Annotated in this window: 18 protein-coding genes; 12 read left to right on the top strand and 6 right to left on the bottom strand. The window is 73.5% G+C overall.

Annotated features, from left to right (window positions below; translation table 11 throughout):
• The first annotated feature begins 161 nt into the window (after positions 1-161).
• Entirely contained in the window at positions 162-2,723 is a 2,562-nt protein-coding gene (locus E1166_RS22660; protein WP_207914422.1) for a LuxR C-terminal-related transcriptional regulator, read from the top strand.
• A gap of 139 nt (positions 2,724-2,862) precedes the next feature.
• Here E1166_RS22660 and E1166_RS22655 read toward each other — a convergent pair whose 3' ends face one another.
• Positions 2,863-3,243, bottom strand: coding sequence for a DUF393 domain-containing protein (locus E1166_RS22655; protein WP_132341783.1), 381 nt, complete (start codon positions 3,241-3,243; stop codon positions 2,863-2,865).
• Between the two features lie 92 nt (positions 3,244-3,335).
• Between E1166_RS22655 and E1166_RS22650 the strand changes: the two genes are divergently transcribed.
• From E1166_RS22650 to E1166_RS22640, 3 genes are read left to right on the top strand one after another with little or no spacing between them, the layout of a single operon-like run.
• A complete protein-coding gene (locus E1166_RS22650) occupies positions 3,336-4,403 on the top strand; it encodes an Rv2578c family radical SAM protein (protein WP_132341781.1) in 1,068 nt (355 codons plus the stop codon).
• Positions 4,404-4,440: 37 nt separating this feature from the next.
• Complete coding sequence (locus tag E1166_RS22645; protein ID WP_132270881.1) at positions 4,441-4,848, top strand: CoA-binding protein; 408 nt, start codon at positions 4,441-4,443, stop codon at positions 4,846-4,848.
• A gap of 57 nt (positions 4,849-4,905) precedes the next feature.
• Positions 4,906-5,640 (top strand): hypothetical protein, encoded by a 735-nt coding sequence (locus tag E1166_RS22640; protein ID WP_132341779.1) that lies wholly within the window; start codon positions 4,906-4,908, stop codon positions 5,638-5,640.
• Positions 5,641-5,650: 10 nt separating this feature from the next.
• Here the strand turns inward: E1166_RS22640 and E1166_RS22635 are convergent, their stop codons facing one another.
• Complete coding sequence (locus E1166_RS22635; protein WP_132341777.1) at positions 5,651-6,847, bottom strand: acyl-CoA dehydrogenase family protein; 1,197 nt, start codon at positions 6,845-6,847, stop codon at positions 5,651-5,653.
• Positions 6,848-7,023: 176 nt separating this feature from the next.
• Between E1166_RS22635 and E1166_RS32215 the strand changes: the two genes are divergently transcribed.
• Complete coding sequence (locus E1166_RS32215) at positions 7,024-7,470, top strand: DUF4190 domain-containing protein (protein WP_243710482.1); 447 nt, start codon at positions 7,024-7,026, stop codon at positions 7,468-7,470.
• A 6-nt stretch (positions 7,471-7,476) separates the two neighbouring features.
• Here E1166_RS32215 and E1166_RS22625 read toward each other — a convergent pair whose 3' ends face one another.
• Positions 7,477-8,388 carry an SDR family NAD(P)-dependent oxidoreductase gene (locus E1166_RS22625; RefSeq protein ID WP_132341775.1) on the bottom strand — a complete coding sequence of 304 codons (912 nt, stop codon included), beginning with the start codon at positions 8,386-8,388 and terminating at the stop codon, positions 7,477-7,479.
• Between the two features lie 112 nt (positions 8,389-8,500).
• Here E1166_RS22625 and E1166_RS22620 point away from each other — a divergent pair, with 112 nt between their 5' ends.
• Positions 8,501-9,118 carry a DUF4190 domain-containing protein gene (locus E1166_RS22620; RefSeq protein ID WP_132341773.1) on the top strand — a complete coding sequence of 206 codons (618 nt, stop codon included), beginning with the start codon at positions 8,501-8,503 and terminating at the stop codon, positions 9,116-9,118.
• A gap of 46 nt (positions 9,119-9,164) precedes the next feature.
• Here E1166_RS22620 and E1166_RS22615 read toward each other — a convergent pair whose 3' ends face one another.
• Positions 9,165-10,121, bottom strand: a complete 957-nt coding sequence (locus E1166_RS22615; protein ID WP_132341771.1) for a CoA ester lyase — start codon at positions 10,119-10,121, stop codon at positions 9,165-9,167.
• A gap of 127 nt (positions 10,122-10,248) precedes the next feature.
• Here E1166_RS22615 and E1166_RS22610 point away from each other — a divergent pair, with 127 nt between their 5' ends.
• From E1166_RS22610 to E1166_RS22600, 3 genes are all read left to right on the top strand, one after another.
• Positions 10,249-11,073, top strand: coding sequence for an SDR family NAD(P)-dependent oxidoreductase (locus tag E1166_RS22610; RefSeq protein WP_132341769.1), 825 nt, complete (start codon positions 10,249-10,251; stop codon positions 11,071-11,073).
• Entirely contained in the window at positions 11,070-11,363 is a 294-nt protein-coding gene (locus E1166_RS22605) for a hypothetical protein (protein WP_132269746.1), read from the top strand. The genes E1166_RS22610 and E1166_RS22605 overlap by 4 nt, the downstream gene beginning before the upstream one ends.
• 67 nt (positions 11,364-11,430) lie before the next feature.
• Complete coding sequence (locus E1166_RS22600; protein ID WP_132341767.1) at positions 11,431-12,126, top strand: HAD family hydrolase; 696 nt, start codon at positions 11,431-11,433, stop codon at positions 12,124-12,126.
• A gap of 28 nt (positions 12,127-12,154) precedes the next feature.
• Here E1166_RS22600 and E1166_RS22595 read toward each other — a convergent pair whose 3' ends face one another.
• Positions 12,155-12,619, bottom strand: coding sequence for a hypothetical protein (locus E1166_RS22595; protein ID WP_207914424.1), 465 nt, complete (start codon positions 12,617-12,619; stop codon positions 12,155-12,157).
• A 191-nt stretch (positions 12,620-12,810) separates the two neighbouring features.
• Entirely contained in the window at positions 12,811-13,680 is an 870-nt protein-coding gene (locus tag E1166_RS22590) for a PhzF family phenazine biosynthesis protein (RefSeq protein ID WP_132341763.1), read from the bottom strand.
• A gap of 33 nt (positions 13,681-13,713) precedes the next feature.
• Between E1166_RS22590 and E1166_RS22585 the strand changes: the two genes are divergently transcribed.
• From E1166_RS22585 to E1166_RS22575, 3 genes are all read left to right on the top strand, one after another.
• The gene (locus tag E1166_RS22585; protein ID WP_132341761.1) at positions 13,714-15,000 is read left to right on the top strand and encodes a CBS domain-containing protein; all 1,287 of its coding nucleotides are present in this window, start codon (positions 13,714-13,716) and stop codon (positions 14,998-15,000) included.
• The gene (locus E1166_RS22580; protein ID WP_132341785.1) at positions 14,993-15,598 is read left to right on the top strand and encodes a DUF1003 domain-containing protein; all 606 of its coding nucleotides are present in this window, start codon (positions 14,993-14,995) and stop codon (positions 15,596-15,598) included. Before E1166_RS22585 ends, E1166_RS22580 begins: the two co-directional genes overlap by 8 nt.
• An 88-nt stretch (positions 15,599-15,686) precedes the next feature.
• Positions 15,687-16,835: an Mrp/NBP35 family ATP-binding protein gene (locus tag E1166_RS22575; RefSeq protein WP_132341759.1), complete on the top strand. Its 1,149-nt coding sequence runs from the start codon at positions 15,687-15,689 to the stop codon at positions 16,833-16,835.
• Positions 16,836-16,914: the final 79 nt, after the last annotated feature.

Below are 16,914 nucleotides of genomic sequence, written 5' to 3'. Positions count from 1 at the left end.
TCCCCGCCCTCCGCCGCGCCGGTCGCCCCGCCGCCGGACCCGGTTGTCGACCTCGGCGAGGGACCACCGCCACGGCCGCCGGTCCGGGTCGTCCCGCTGGAACTACCGCAACCGTCCCGCCGGAGGCTCAACCGCCGCCGGGGACGCGAAGGAAGCACGCGATGACCATGACTGCCGGCACCGAGCGTCCCCTCCTGCTCCGTCGGGAACAGCGGACCCTGCTCGACCGGATCGCCGCCGACCCGGCCGCACCGCTCGTCCTCGGCGTCACCGGGGTCGGCGGGCACGGCAAGACCGCCCTGCTGGCGGAGTTGACCCGGCTGCACCGGCAGGCCGGCCAGACGGTCGTGACCACGGTCGACGACGAGACGCCGGCCCACCCCGACGCGGTACTCATCGTCGACGACGCCCACCTGCTCGACGACGCCCGGCTCGCCACGCTGCGCCGGCTCGCGGAGACCGACCGGCACCGGCTCGTCGTCGCGTACCGGCCCTGGCCCCGACGGGCCGCGCTCACGGAACTGGCCGACACGCTGCGCCGGCACGGGGAGCCGGTGCTGCTCACCCCGCTCACCGCCGACCAGACCGCCGCCCGGCTCGGCGCGGGCACGGAACCAGGTCTCCGGTCCGGGCTCGCCGACTTCGTGCACGGGCAGAGCGCCGGAGTACCCCGGGACGTGGACCGGCTGGCCCGAGCCCTGCGCGGGACGCGGCAGCCGCCGACCGAGCCGCCACAGCCGGCCGTGCTCGAGTTCGGACCGGACCTCGACCGGCTACCGCCCGCCGCACGCCGGCTGCTGCTGGCCCTCGCCGGCGGCGTACCCCTACCGGTGGACCTGCTCGCGGCGCTGCTCGACCAGACACCGGAGGCGGTGGCCGACCTGGTCGGCACGACCCGGGCAGCCGGCCTGCTCACCGCCGAGCACCGGATCACCCCCCTGGTCCGGCACGCGGTGCTCACGCTCAGCCCACCAGCGGACCGGACGGCGGTCTGGCGTCGGCTGATCGACCTGCGGCTGGCCCGCGGCGGCGCGATGCTGCCACTGATCCGTTCCTCCCACGCCACCGGCACCCTCGGCGACTGTCCCGCGCCGGCGCTGCGGGCGGCGGCCGAGGAAGCCCTGGCGGAGGAGCCCGCCCTGGCCGCCGAGCTGTTCGCCACCGCCACCGCCACCGGTGGTGGCGCCGACGGGCGGCAGGCCACCGCCGCGGCGCTCGCCGGCGACCTGGACACCGCCCTGCGGCTGGCGGACCGGCTGCTGGCCACCGCTGCGCCGGCCGACCGGGTCGAGGCCGCCACGGTCGCCGCGACGGCCCTCGCGCACCGTGGGCAGGTGGCCCGCAGCGTCGAGCTGTACCGCTGGTCCGGCACCGCCCCGGCCTCGGCGTTCGCCACCGTCGGCGCGCTCGCCACCGGGCAGCGCGACGATCCGCCCGGCACGGGCGGGTCCACGGCCGCCGCGCCCCCCACGTTGCTGGCCGGCGCGGCCCGACTGATGGCCGAGGGGGTACGCGAGAGCATCGACGGTAGCCCCACCGCCGCGCTCTCCGCGCTGATGCAGGCCGCGGCCCTGCTGGAACCGGACGGGCGGACGGTCCTGCTGCCGGACAGCCCCGCCGCACTCGCCGCGCTGACCGCCGTGCACTGCGCCGAACTGGACATCGCCGAGCGGGTGCTCGACCGGGCCACCGCCAGCCGGACCGGTGGACCTCTGCTGGCCCGGCGGCACCGGCTGCTGCGGGCCTGGATCCTGATGCTGCGCGGCAACACGGGTGCCGCGGCCGAGGCGGTGACGGCGATGACCGCCGAGGGTGCGCCGCTGGAGTCCCGCGACCTGCTCTTCGCCACTGGGCTGCGGATGGGCGTCGCCCGGCGCAACAGTGACCTCGGGGAGCTCCAGCGCGGCTGGGGCCACGCGCTGGAGGCCGTACTCCGGCACCCGGTCGACCTGTTCACGCTGCTGCCGCTCGGGGAGTTGGCCATCGCGGCGGCCCGGCTGGGCGACCTCGACCGGCTGGAACCGCACCTGCACCAGGCCCGGCGGCTGCTGGACGACCTCGACGGCCCGGCCCTGTGGAGCGCCCCGCTGCACTGGTGCGGGCTGCACGCGGCGATCCTCGCCGACCGGCCCGCCACGGCGGACGACCACGTCGCCGCCCTGGTCGCCGCCGCCGACCACAGCCGGTACGCAGCGGTCGTCGCCAGCGCGGCGGTGAGCTGGCTGGAGGTGCTGCGTGGCACGATCGACCCGGTCCGGGTGGAGACCGCCGCCCGTGGCCTGTACGACGCCGGGCTGCGCTGGGACGCGGCCCGGCTCGCCGGGCAGGCCGCCATCCGCACCTCCGACCGGCGGGCGATGAGCGCCCTGCTGGACTCGGCCCGGATGTTCCAGGGGCGGCCCGGCGGGACGAGGGGCGGGCCGCGGTCGACGGCGGAGGAGCCCGCGGTGGCCGCCGAACCCCCGGTCGACGCGACACCCCGCCACCAGCTCAGCGAGCGGGAGCACGAGGTGGCCGAGCTGGTGCTGGCCGGACTGACCTATCGCGAGATCGGCGACCGGTTGTTCATCTCCGCGAAGACCGTGGAGCACCACGTCGCCCGGATGCGTTCCCGGCTGCACTGCGCCAGCCGGGCGGAACTGCTGGCCCTGCTGCGGACCCTGGTGGCCGAGCGGGTGAGCGCGTCGACCGCGGCCGCCTGGCCGGAACGGACCACGTCGTGACTCTGCGGTTCCGGCGGCCGTGGTCGGTGGCGGAGATCACCACCGACCTACGCCTGCCGCTGGACACCGTCCGCTGCGCCGGCCTCGCCGGCTGACGCCGCGCATCGGTCCGGTGGGGGTTTCCCCGGGCTGGTTGCGGTCAGTCCCGGCGGGCTGATGGCACGGCGCAGGCGGCGGTGCCGCCGGGCAGCCGGTGTCGGTTGCGCGCCACCCAGCGGTACGCGGGCCAGGCGGCCCGGCGTACCGGAGAGAGGCGCAGGCCGGCACCGGCCAACCGCCAGACCGGGCCGCTGTCGCCGAGCAGCCGGGCGATGGCGTCCGGACCGGCGGCGCGGGAGCCGTCGGCACCAACCCACTGCACCGCCTCCTCACACTCGGCCTCGGTCAGGCCCAGGGCGTCGAGGTCGGCGAACTGCCAGGGCACCACCCGGGCACCGGTCGGGATGCGCCGCTCGACGAACTCGGCGCACCGGGTGCAGAACGCGCAGTCCCCGTCGTAGACGAAGGTCGGCCTCTCCATGCCTTCATCCTCCACCCGGCACGGCGGGGCGCGGGAGTCGGTGTCCGGCGGGTCACTTGCGCATCTCTCGTACGCATGTTCGAATAATGGCCATGCGCTGGGAAAACCTCTCCGCTCCCCCGGATGAGGGGCATCCCGAGCAGGCAGCGCCAGCGGCTCCACCCCTGCCGCTGGCGCTGCCTGGCGCGGTCGCCCGCACCTTCGACACCCCGGGCTTCGCCGGGATGACCTTCTACGAGGTGCGAGCCAAGTCGATCATCAACCGGGTGCCGGGCACGTCCCGCGTCCCGTTCGAGTGGACCATCAATCCCTATCGGGGATGCAGCCATGCATGTGTGTACTGCTTCGCGAGAAACACGCACACCTACCTGGATCTCGACGCCGGTGCGGACTTCGACCGCAAGGTGATCGTCAAGGTCAACGCCGGGGAGTTGGTCCGTCGCGAGTTGGCGGCGCCGCGCTGGCGGGGCGCGCCGGTCGCGATGGGCACCAACGTGGACTGCTACCAGCGGGCCGAGGGGCGTTACCAGCTCATGCCGTCGATCATCGAGGCGCTGCGCGACTTCGCGAACCCGTTCTCCATCCTCACCAAGGGCACCCTGGTCCTGCGGGATCTGCCACTGCTGCGGCAGGCCGCCGAGGTGACCCGGGTGAGCCTCTCCTTGTCGGTGGGGTTCGTCGACGAGGCGTTGTGGCGGTCGGTCGAACCGGGCACGCCGAGCCCTCGGCGACGGCTGGACGCGGTGCGGGCGCTGAGCGACGCCGGGTTCCCGGTCGGGGTGCTGATGGCGCCGATCCTGCCCGGTCTCGGCGACACCGACGAGTCGATCGAGGCGACCGTGGCGGCGATCGCCGCCGCCGGGGCGACCAGCGTCACCCCGCTGGCGTTGCACCTGCGCCCCGGCGCCCGCGAGTGGTACGCCCACTGGCTCACCCGGGCCCACCCCCGGCTGGTCCCCCGCTACCGTGAGCTGTACCGGGCGGGCGCGTACGCGCCGCAGGCGTACCAGCGGGAGCTGACCGCGCGGGTGCGGATGGCGGCCCGCCGGCACGGGCTGCACCGGGCCGAGCGCGGCGACGACCGCCGGCCGCCGCAGCCGGCCGTGCCGTCGCGTACGCCGGCCCCGCCGGCCGCCGCCGAGCAGCTGTCGCTGTTGTAGCGAGCTGTCCGGTGGGCGGTGGGGTTAGAGTCGGCGGATGCGCAGTGCTCAGCAGATCCTCGCCGATTCGGCCGTGATCGCCGTCGTGGGCGCGTCCCGCGACCCGGGCAAGGCAGCGCACCGCGTGCCGGCGCAGATGCAGCGGTACGGCTGGCGCATCATCCCGGTCAACCCGACGGTGGACGAACTCTTCGGCGAGCGGGCGTACCCGTCCCTGGCCGACATCCCGCACCCGGTCGACCTGGTGGACGTGTTCCGGCCGGCGCGCGACGCGGTGCAGGTGGTCCGTGAGGCGGCGGCGATCGGCGCACCGGCGGTCTGGTTGCAGCTGGGCATCGTCTCGGCCGAGGCGCGACGGATCGCGGAGGCGGCCGGCATGGACTACGTCGAGGACCGGTGCCTGATCGTCGAACGTGCGGCGGCCGGCCTCACCCGCCTTTCCTGACCCGACCGCGCACACTCCCTCCAGGTCACGCCGGTGAGTGGGGCCTATGCTGCGGGCGTGCGGATGCCGGCGACGCGGGACGGGCTGTGGGGGCGGCGCGTGGTCGCGCTGCTGGTCGCCGCGGCGGTGGCGGGGCCGGTGGCACTAGGCCTGTCCCGGCTGCCGTCCGCCGACAAACTGAACCTCAACCCTCCTGTCTGGCTCCTGCTCGGGCTGCTGTTCGGCGCGCGCGTGCTGGCGCGGCGGTGGTGGCCGCACCGCGACGGTCGCCTGGTGTGGCGGGTGCGGGTGGCGGGTCGGGACGCGGTGGAGTCCGGGCTGGTGGCGCGACGCTCCGTCGCCGGTTGGGTCGAGGTGGCGGGAAACGTCGTGGTGGTCGGCGTGTTCGCGGCCGGGGGGCTCAACGCGCTGTCCGGGGGGCCGCCCTCGACCCGGTTCGTCCGGCCGGTGCTCCTGGTCGGGGCCACCGCCGGGGTCGGGTGGATCTGCTACCAGGCGGCCCGATTCACCGGCCGGCTGGCGCTCACCGCGAGCGGCATCCGGTACGGCCGCCAGGTGTACGACTGGACGAGGCTCGGCCCGGTCGGGCCACACCGGCGGGACGGTCGGGTCGAGGGGGTGTGGCTGCGGCCCACGGACTGGCCGCCGGGGGAACCGGATCCGGTGGTGGGGGGCCGGGACACGGCGGTGTCCGAACAGCGGCTCATCGCCGCGATCGAGCACTTCCGCTCCCGGCCGGCGGCGTTCGGCGTGGGGCTGCCGGTGAGCGCGCCGGAGCCGACCGGCGGGTGACGCGCAGCGGTCAGAGCTTGTACTCCTTGAGCAGGCCCCGGGAGATGATGGTCTTCTGGATCTCCGAGGTGCCCTCGCCGATCAGCAGGAACGGAGCTTCCCGCATCAGCCGCTCGATCTCGTACTCCTTCGAGTAGCCGTAACCGCCGTGGATGCGGAACGCCTCCTGGACGACCTCGGCGCAGTACTCGGAGGCGAGCAGCTTCGCCATGCCGGCCTCGACGTCGTTGCGCTGGCCGGCGTCCTTGAGCCGGGCGGCGTTGACCATCAGGGCGTGCGCCGCCTCGATCTTCGTACCCATCTCGGCGAGCTTGAACGCGACGGCCTGGTGCTTGGCGAGCGGCTGGCCGAAGGTGCGGCGCGCTTGCGCGTACGCGACGGCCAGTTCGAAGGCGCGCAGCGAGATGCCGCAGGCGCGGGCGGCCACGTTGACCCGACCGACCTCGATTCCGTCCATCATCTGGTAGAAGCCGCGACCGACCTTCTCCTTGCCGCCGAGCACGGCGGAGGCGGGCACCGTCACCCCGTCGAGGACCATCTCGGTGGTCTCGACGCCCTTGTAGCCCATCTTGTCGATCTTGCCGGGGATGGTCAGGCCGGGGGCGGTCTCGCCGAAGCCGGGCTCCTTCTCCAGCAGGAAGGTGCTCATGTTGCCGTAGACGGAGTCGGCCCCGGTGTCGGTCTTGACCAGGGTGGCCACCACCGACGAGTACGCCCCGTTGGTCAGCCACATCTTCTGACCGTCGAGGACGTAGTTGTCGCCGTCGCGGACCGCCTTCGACTTGATCGCCGAGACGTCGGAGCCGCACTCCGGCTCCGACATGGAGAAGGCGCCGCGCACCTCGCCGGTGGCCATCGTCGGCAGCAGCCGGGCCTTCTGCTCGGCCGAGCCGTGCTGGGAGATCAGGTACGCCACGATGAAGTGGGTGTTGACGATGCCGGAGATCGACATCCAGCCGCGCGACAACTCCTCGACGACCAGGGCGTAGGTCAGCAGGGACTCGCCGAGCCCGCCGTACTCCTCGTCGATGGTGAGACCGAACAGCCCCATCTCGCGCATCCCGTCGAGGATGTCGGTGGGGTACTCGTCGGCGTGCTCCAGCCGCTGCGCGTGCGGGATGATCTCTTTGTCGGCTAACTCCCGGACGGTCTCCAGGATCGACCGCTGCACGTCGGTCAGGCCGGGTGTCTGGGCGAGTCGGGCCATCTCAGCCTCCGGGGTCGGCGCATTACTCATAGGTAACTAAACGCTCGGTCAGTATCGGCCCCCGCGGCTGGCCCGCCAAGGTGACCAGTCGCCCAACCGCTGTGAAAAGGTTCACCGCTGCGGGTAGCGTCCGCAAGAGAGAGCGGCACCGACCTGCGGCGGAAGAGGTGACGAGGATGAACCAGCCACCGTCCGACGAGCCGGGGCAGCCGCGCTGGGGACAGCAGCCCGAACAGCCGCCGTCGCCGTACGAGCGGCCCGGCGAGTCGGCGCTCTACCCCCATGAGGGGGCCGGCGGGCCGTCGCCGTACGAGCGACCCGGCGGGCAGCCGCAGTACCCGCCGCGGGGCCCGTACGGGCAGTACGGACCGCCGTCGGGCGACGGCGGACCGAACGTCATGGCGATCCTGTCGCTGGTCTTCGCGTTCGTCTTCGCTCCCGCCGGGATCGTCCTGGGACACCTGGCCAAACGGCAGATCAGACGGACCGGCGAAGCGGGTGACCAGCTCGCCACCTGGGGACTGGTGCTCAGTTACGCCTTCACCGTGCTCGGCCTGCTGGCCTGCTGCGGCTGGTTGGCCTTCCTGATCTGGGCCGGTTCACACGGCGAGACCACCTACTGACGTCGGTCAGCGGAACTGGGCCTCCCGGACGCTGTTGCCGCCGTCCACCACCAGCATCTGCCCGGTGATGTACGAGGCCGCCGGCGAGCAGAGGAAGGCGATCGCCGCGGCCACCTCGTCCGGCGTACCGGGTCGGCCCACCGGGGTACCCATCCCCTGCTTGAGTTCGGCGACGGTGGACGCCGCGGTGTGGATCGTGCCCGGAGCCACCGAGTTCACGGTCACCCCGTCGGCGATCATCTCCATGGCCAGTGCCCGGGTCAACCCGACCACACCGGCCTTCGCCGCCGCGTACGCCGCCTCGGTGGGCAGGGCGTTGACCGGCCCCGCGGTCGCCGCCAGGTTGACGATTCGCCCCCACCCCCGCTCGGCCATGCCGCCGATGAAGGCGCGGCTGCACAGGAACGCGGTGGTCAGGTTCCGGTCGATCTCGCCGCGCCACTCGTCGTAGCTGAGCTGCGCCACCGGGCGCAGCACCTCCGGGCTGGCCCGGCTGGCCAGGCCGGCGTTGTTCACCAGCACCTCGACGTCGCCGAGTTGCTCGGTGACCGCGTCGGCCAGCGCGCCCACCTCCGACTCGTCGGTGAGGTCGGCCACGAACCCGGTCACCCCGAGTTCACCGGCCCGCTCGTGGATCCGCCGCGTGGTGGAGACGATCGCCACCCGGGCCCCCAGGTCGGCCAACCGGCGGGCCGTCGCGTAGCCGATCCCGTCCGCGCTGCCCGCCCCGGTGACCAGGGCGACCCGGCCGTCGAGCCGCATCGTCACCGGCTCCGGCTCCGGCAACGGCGCCGGCTCGTCCGGGCCGGGTACGCCGCTGGCGCTGACCGCGCGGGTCCGTCGCGCCAATCCTGGACGGCTCACGTCCCGCCTCGGTCTGCTGCCGGACCGGTCGCTGCCGCGCGCGTCGATGACCATGCCGCGATCCTGCCCGCTGCGGACGATCCGGGCAACGCGGCACCACGGGCTGACCGGATTACCTGGCGCTGACTACCCTGACGGCGCACCCACACGCGACGGAGAAGACCTGATGACATATCCCCCACCGGCCGACGGCTGGAGCAACCCGACCGGCGACCCCACCCAGCCGGTCGGCCAGCCGGTCCCGACCCAGCCGACCGGCGACCCGAGCCTGCCGGTAGCCAAGGACCCGTACGCGGTGCCGCCGCAGGCCGCACCCGCCGACCCGTACGCGGTGCCGCCGCAGGCCGCACCCGCCGACCCGTACGCGGTGCCGCCGCAGGCCGCACCCGCCGACCCGTACGCGGTGCCGCCGCAGGCCGCACCCGCCGATGCGTACCCGACGCCGGGCTACCCGCCCGCCGGCTATCCAGGGTACGGCTACCCGCCGGCACCGCAGAACAACGGCCTGGCCATCGCCGCGATGGTCGTGTCGATCATCGGTGCGCTCGGCCTCTGCGGCTACGGTCTCGGCGGCTGGATCGGCCTGGTCGGCGCGATCCTCGGGCACGTCGCCAAGCGGCAGATCCGGGAGCGGGGCGAGGCCGGCGAGGGTTTCGCCATGGCCGGCGTCATCGTGGGCTGGATCGCCACCGTGATCGCGTTGCTGGCGACGATCGCCATCGTGGTGTTCATCATCTGGGCGGCGAACCAGGACTCGTCGAGCTTCGACTCGACCAGCTACTGACCGGTCGCGTGCCGCTCCGGGTCGGCCCCGGGGCGGCACGTGCGGGTCAGCCGGCGGGCGGGGTGAAGCTGGAGGTGCGGGTCATCCCGGCGGCGCGGCCCTTGGCGGCGATCACCAGCGCCATCTTCCGGGACGCCTCGTCGATCATCTCGTCGCCGAGCATCACGGCGCCGAGTTTCCCGCCCGCCTCGGAGGTGTAGTGGTCGTAGGCGTCGAGGATCAGCTCGGCGTGGTCGTAGTCGGCCTGGGCCGGCGAGTAGACCTCGTTGGCGGCGTCGATCTGGCCCGGGTGCAGCACCCACTTGCCGTCGAAGCCCAGCGCGGCCGATCGCCGGGCCACCTCGCGGAACGCGTCCACGTCGCGGATCTGCAGGAACGGCCCGTCGATGGCCTGCTTGTCGTTCATCCGGGCGGCCATCAGGATGCGCATCAGGATGTAGTGGTACGGGTCACCCGGATAGTCCGGGATCAGCGCGCCGACGACCAGGGACTTCATGTTGATCGAGGCCATGAAGTCGGCCGGCCCGAAGATGATGGTCTCCACCCGGGGCGAGGCGGCGGCGATGGCGTCGACGTTGACCAGGCCGGCGGCGTTCTCGATCTGCGCCTCGATGCCGATCCGGCCGACCTCGAGGCCGAGGGTCTTCTCGATCTGGGTCAGCGTCATGTCCAGCCAGTGCACCTGGGCGGCGTTCTGCACCTTCGGCAGCATGATGCAGTCGAGGTTGACGCCGGCGCCCTCGACCACCTCGATGACGTCCCGGTAGGTCCACGGGGTGGTCAGGTCGTTCACCCGCACCACCCGGGTCTTGCCGGTCCAGTCGCCCTCGTTGAGCGCGGCCACAATGTTCTTCCTGGCGTCCGGCTTCGCCAGCGGCGCGACCGCGTCCTCCAGGTCGAGAAAGACCTGGTCGGCCGCAAGGCCCTGGGCCTTGCCGAGCATCTTGACGCTGGAACCGGGCACGGCGAGGCAGGACCGGCGGGGGCGACCGACAGCGGCCATGGATGCGCTCCTTCCAGCGTCCGGCGGGCGGCCGACGCCAGCAGAGATGACAGACGGGAACTTAACGATCCCAAAGGGCGTTGTGACGCCACGGTAACCTCGTGCCGTGACCGGGGTGAATGGACCTGTGGAAGATCTCACTGGCCGTCGGATCGTGGTGGTGACCGGGGCCAGCTCCGGTATCGGGCTCGCCGCCGCCGAGGCCCTGGCCTGCCGGGGCGACCAGGTGGTGCTGGTCGGGCGCGATCCGGCCCGGCTCCAGGCCGCCGGGGACCGGGTCCGTGAGGCCAGCGGCGAGCGTCCCGAGCTGTTCCGGGCCGACTTCGCCGTCCTGGACGACGTACGCGGCCTCGCCGAGCGGCTGCGGGCGGCGTACGACCGGATCGACGTGCTCGCCAACAACGCCGGCGCGATCGTGCTGCAGCCGGTCACCACCATCGACGGGTTCGAGCTGTCGATACAGGCCAACCACCTGGCCCCGTTCCTGCTCAGCCACCTGCTGCGCGACCGGATCGGCCGGCTGGTGGCCACCGCCTCCGGGGCGCACCGCAGCGGAGCGCTCGACCCCGACGACCTCAACGCCGGCCTACGCCGCTACCGGCCGATCCAGGCGTACGGCACCAGCAAGCAGGCCAACATCCTGTTCACCGCCGAGGCGGCCCGGCGCTGGCCGGACACGCCGGCGTACTGCTTCCATCCCGGGCTGGTGCGGACCCGGATCGGCACGGACAGCCGGCTGGTCGCCCTCGGCATGCGGCTCCTGCCGGTTCGCAGCCCGCAGAAGGGCGCCGAGACGCTGGTGTGGCTGGCCCACCAGGATCCGTCCCGGCTGGTGAACGGGGCCTACTACGCCGACCGGCGGCTGCGCCGACCGTGGCCGAAGGCGGCTGATCCGCAGCTCGCCGCCCGGCTCTGGGCAGCCAGCGCCAGGGCCGTCGGGGTCGACCGGTGAGCCGGCCCGACCCGGCGGTGCTCCTGGTGGCTCTCGTCGAGTACCCGCTCGACCAGCCCGAGGAGGCCCGGCGGTACGAGGACGACGTGCTCGCCCTGCTCGAACAGCACGGCGGTCGACTGGAGCGCCGGTTGCGCAGCACCGACGGGTGGACCGAGGTGCATCTGATCCGGTTCGCCTCGCGGGCCGGCTGGGAGGCGTTCCGGGCCGACCCGCAGCGGCGGGCCCTGCGGGCGGCGCTCGGCGACGCGGCACCGGTCGGCCGGGTGATCGAGGTCCGCGACATCTGACCGTGAGCACTCCGTTACCATCGGGCTACCTCGCCGCCGAATCCCTCACCTCCGGAGGCGCTCCCCCATGCCCAGGTACCAGGCGGTGCTGTTCGACTTCTTCGGCACGCTGACCCGCCGTGTGCAACGCGGGGCGGCCCACCGCGCCACCGCCGAGCTGCTCGGCTGCCCGATGGACACGCTCACCGCGGTACTCGACCGGACCTTCTACCAGCGGGCCAGCGGCCGGCACGGCACGGCCGAGGCGACCCTGCGCTGGGTGTGCAGTCAGGCCGGGGTGCAGCCCTCCGACGAGGCGGTACGCGCGGCGGTGGCCTCCCGGCACCGCGCGATACGTGCCGACACCCGACTGCGCGACGAGGCGGTCCCCGCCCTCGCCGCGTTGCGCCGTCGGGGCGTACGCACCGGAGTGATCAGCGACTGCACCCACGAGCTGCCCGCCTTCCTGCCGCAACTGGCGGTGGCCCCCCTGCTCGACGTGCGGGTCTTCTCCGTCCAGTTCGGTCGCTGCAAGCCTGACCCGGCGCTCTACCTGGCGGCGTGCCGCCGCCTCGACGTACGCCCGCAGGACTGCCTGTACGTCGGCGACGGCGGCAGCCAGGAGCTGACCGGCGCGCAACGGGCCGGGATGAGCGCGATGCGCCTCGCCGCCCCCGACCTAGCCGGGCACCTGGTCTTCGACGCCGAGCAGGGCTGGGACGGGCCGCTGATCGGCTCGCTCAGCGAGGTGGTCGAGCTGGTCGACCCGGCGGCGGCCCGCTGAGGAAGCGCCTCCGGCCGGTGGCAGGTGGTCAGCGGCGGCGGACCTTGTGCAGGCGGAACGGCTTGCGGGCCGCCCGGACGACGCTGGCCCCGCGCGGCTCCTCGGCGAGGGCGGTGTCCGGTAGCGTGCCGGCGGCGTCCGGTGCACCGGCCGGCAGGAGGCGGTTCAGGGCGCAACCGTCGGCTGCCCAGCGCTCGACCAGGTCGGCGGCCGACCCGGGGGCGTTCAGGCGTTTCGCGGCCACCAGCGGGGCCGTCGCCTGCCACTCCTCGGTGCCCGGGGCGAGCCGGGTCACCCGCGCGGGCCAGGTGACGATCCGGCCGCCGTGGTCGCCACGCAGCGTGACCCGGGCCGCCCCGGCATCGGCCAGGCCCGGCGCGGACTGCTCGCCCGGCCCGCTGACCACGAGAAGCGCCCCCTCCAGGGGCACGCACCACAGGGCCAGCGCGGGACCGTCGCCGACCGCCACCCAGCAGACGGCAGCCTTCTTCATCGCCTCGTCGACCAGTGGCGTCGACCCGGGGGCGTCCTGCTCGTCCGTCACCCCGTCATCCTCCCGTACGTCGTCCGGCCCGGCCCGGCCCGGCCCGATGACATGATCGACTCTGCTTGCGGCACATCGCCGTGTCCCGCCACCGGAATACCACAGCATGCCGCAAGCCGGGGCGCGGCCGGGCCGGATTCCTAGCCGATGAAGGGGGGTACGGCGATCTCACCGCGCGCCACCGGCATCACCTGACCGGAGACGGTGGCACCGACCGCCACCCCGCCGGCCGCGGTCACCGTGCAGGCCAGTGTGGACGGCCGGCGGATTTCCGCGCCCTGCCGGACCACGTACCCGGAGCAGCCCTCACCGGGCAGGAGCCCGCTGGCCACCAGCCAGACACCCAGCCCGAGGGCGGCCGAACCAGTCGCCGGGTCCTCCGGCACTCCCATCCCGGGCACGAAGACCCGGGCGTGCGCGGTTTGCGTACCGACGTCCCAGGAGAAGACGCTGACATGGTCCAGCCCGTACCGCTCCGCCGCCGCCGTGTTCAACCGGGCACGCGCCACCGCGTCCGGGCGTACCGGCAGATAGGGGAACTCCAGGCCGCAGCCGGCCACCCGGGGCGCCGGACCGGTGTGGTCGGCCGCGTCGAGGCCGACCATCTCCAGCAGCGGCTCCGGGTCAAGTTCCGGGCTGAGGGTGGGGACACCACCGGTCAACGTGGCACCCGTCGCGGTGACCTCGATCGGCAGCACCCCGGCACCGCACTCCTGAGTGACCTGCCCCACACCGAACATCCCGCGCCGGCTCGCGGTCACCGCCGCGCCGACACTGGGGTGGCCGGCGAACGGAAGCTCGTCGGCGGGGGTGAAGATCCGGGCCCGGTAGGTGGCGCCGACCTGGGTCGGAGGCAGCACGAACACCGTCTCCGACAGGTTGAACTCCAGCGCCAGCGCCTGCATCTGTTCGGTGGCCAGCCCTTCGGCACCGAACACCACGGCCAGCGGATTGCCCGCGAACGGGCGGTCGGTGAAAACGTCCACGATCTCGTAGGCCAGGGTCGACATGGTGTTAGACAGTAGGCGCTTAGGCTGGTGCCCGTGAGTACGCCGAACCGGGTCTACCTGGCCCGACTCGCCGGAGTCGCCGTCTTCGACCCCAACGGCGACCTGGTGGGACGGGTTCGTGACGCGGTGGCCCGGCTCCGGCCGACGCAGCGCCCACCCGAGGTGGTGGGGCTGGTCGCCGAGATGCCGATGCGTCGGCGCATCTTCCTGTCCATCAACCGGATCACCTCCATCGACGCCGACGCCGTGGTCCTCGGCACCGGCACCCTCAACCTGCGTCGCTTCGAGAAGCGCCCGAACGAGTTGCTGGTGCTCCAGGAACTGCTGGACCGACGGGTCCAGCTCGAACCCGCCGGCCAGCCGGGCACGGTGGTGGACGTGGCGATGGAGCACAGCCGGGACGGAGAGTGGTCGCTGTCCCGGGTCGCCGTGCGCGAACACACCGGCCGGCTCACCCGACGTGGCCACCTGCACCAGGTCCAGTGGGAACGGGTACGCGGACTCAGCGGCGCCGCCGACACCCGGGGCACCGCCAACCTGCTGGCCGTGCTGGAGGAGATGCGCCCGGCCGACCTGGCCAACGCCCTGCAGGACCTGCCCGACACCCGGCGCAACGAGGTCGCCGCCGCGCTGGACGACGTACGCCTCGCCGACGTGCTCAGCGAGCTGCCCGAACACGACCAGGTGGAGATCCTCGCCGCGCTGGACCGGGAACGGGCCGCCGACGTACTGGAGGAGATGGACCCGGACGACGCGGCCGACCTGCTCAACGAGCTGCCCCCGCCGGAGCAGGACGTGCTGTTGGACCTGATGGAGCCGGACGAGGCCGACCCGGTCCGTCAACTCCTGCGGTACGCCTCGGGCACCGCCGGCAGCGTGATGACCTCCGAACCGGTGATCCTGCCCCCGGACGCCACGGTGGCGGAGGCGCTGGCCCGGATCCGGGAGGAGCAGCTCTCCCCCGCCGTGGCCGCGCAGGTCTTCGTGGCCCGCGCCCCGATGACCACCCCGACCGGCCGTTACCTGGGCATGGTGCATTTCCAGCGCCTGCTCCGGGAGCCCCCGGCCGACCTGCTCGGCGGGGTGGTGGTCAACGACATCGACCCGCTGCGGCCGACCACCCCGCTGCCGGAGATCACCCGGCGGATGGCCACCTACGACCTGGTGGCGATGCCGGTGGTCGACCGGAACAACCGGCTGGTGGGCGCGGTCACCGTCGACGACGTGCTCGACCACTCGCTGCCACCGGACTGGCGGGACCGGGACGCGGTACCGACCGCGGGCGGCGGCGAGGAGACCCCGGGTGGCGCGGATGGTTGAGCGCCGGCGGACCGAACGGCTGGACCAGCCGCGCGAGTCCCGTGTGAAGCTGCCCCGCTTCGATCCGGAGGCCTTTGGCCGCTGGTCCGAGGGGATCGCCCGGGGCATGGGCACCGCCAACTTCATCGTCTACATGACGGTGGTGATCGCCGCCTGGTTCCTCTGGAACACCCTGGCCCCGCCGCACCTGCGTTTTGACCCGTACACCTTCACCTTCCTCACCCTGATCCTGTCGCTCCAGGCGTCGTACGCGGCCCCGCTGATCCTGCTCGCGCAGAACCGGCAGGCCGACCGCGACCGGGTCGCGCTGGAGGAGGACCGGCGTCGGGCGACCATGCAGAAGGCGGACACCGAGTACCTGGCCCGGGAGATCGCCGCGCTGCGCGTCGCGATGGGCGAGGTGGCCACCCGGGACTTCCTCCGCTCCGAGCTGGCCCGGCTGGCCGAGGAGTTGGACGAGGCGGCGCACCGGCGGCAGCGGCTGGAACGCCGGCAGCAGAAGCGCACGTCGCACCGTTCGGCGGGTTCGGATCCGCTCGACGAGCCCCGCGACGATCTGGACGGCGACTACGCCCGCGACGGCCGCCCGGAAGGTTGATGTTCTGCTCCCGGCCGCGACCATCGATTCGCTCACACCCGCCGGCACGGCGACCGGGACGGATCGCCGCCGACGTAACATTGCCGGCATGTCAGCACCCGTCAGCACCGTCTCCGACGCGATCCAGGCCGCCCTGGCCACCGTCAACGACCCGGAGATCCGCCGCCCGATCACCGAGCTCGGCATGGTCCGCTCCGCCGTGGTCGGCGACGACGGCGTCGTCCGGGTCGAGCTGCTGCTCACCGTGGCCGGCTGCCCGCTGAAGGACAAGCTGCGCGCCGACATCACCGCCGCGGTCGGCGCCGTGGCCGGCGTGACGGGTGTCGAGATCGAGTTCGGCGTGATGAGCCCCGAGCAGCGCCAGGAACTCCAGACGAAGCTGCGCGGCGGCACCGCCAGCCAGGAGCCGGTGATCCCGTTCGCCCAGCCCGGCTCCCGCACCCGCGTGTACGCGGTGGCCAGCGGCAAGGGCGGCGTCGGCAAGTCCAGCGTGACGGTGAACCTGGCCGCCGCGCTGGCCGCCCGGGGCCTCGCCGTCGGCGTGGTCGACGCGGACATCTACGGCCACTCGGTACCCCGGATGCTCGGCGCGGACGGCAAGCCCACCCGGGTCGAAGACATGATCATGCCGCCGCAGTCGCACGGCGTGAAGGTCATCTCGATCGGCATGTTCACCCCCGGCAACGCGGCCGTGGTGTGGCGCGGCCCGATGCTGCACCGGGCGCTGCAACAGTTCCTCGGCGACGTCTACTGGGGCGACCTGGACGTCCTCCTGCTGGACCTGCCCCCGGGCACCGGCGACATCGCCATCTCGGTGGCCCAACTGCTGCCCAACGCCGAGATCCTGGTGGTGACCACCCCGCAGGCCGCGGCGGCCGAGGTGGCCGAGCGGGCCGGCGCGATCGCCCTGCAGACCCACCAGCGGGTGGTCGGCGTCATCGAGAACATGGCCTGGCTGGAACTGCCCGACGGCTCGCGGATGGAGGTGTTCGGCTCCGGCGGCGGCCAGGCGGTCGCCGACTCGCTGAGCCGGACGATCGGCGCGCAGGTGCCGCTGCTGGGGCAGATCCCCCTCGACACCCGGGTCCGGGAGGGCGGCGACGCCGGCACGCCGATCGTGCTGGCCGAGCCGGACGCCCCCGCCTCGAAGGCGCTGGCCCAGGTCGCCGACCGGCTCGCGGTGCGCCGGGAGTCGCTGCTGGGCAAGCCGCTCGGCCTCAAGCCCGCCGGCCGCTGACACCGGCCACCTCGAGTCCGCTCGTCACCTGGCCCGGCGTTGCGGGTCAGGTGGCGTCGTCGTAGCTGGGGCGGGGTGC

The sequence above is a fragment of the Micromonospora sp. KC213 genome, assembly GCF_004348325.1.
Lineage (GTDB): Bacteria > Actinomycetota > Actinomycetes > Mycobacteriales > Micromonosporaceae > Micromonospora.
This window is presented reverse-complemented; position numbering and strand designations above follow the sequence as displayed.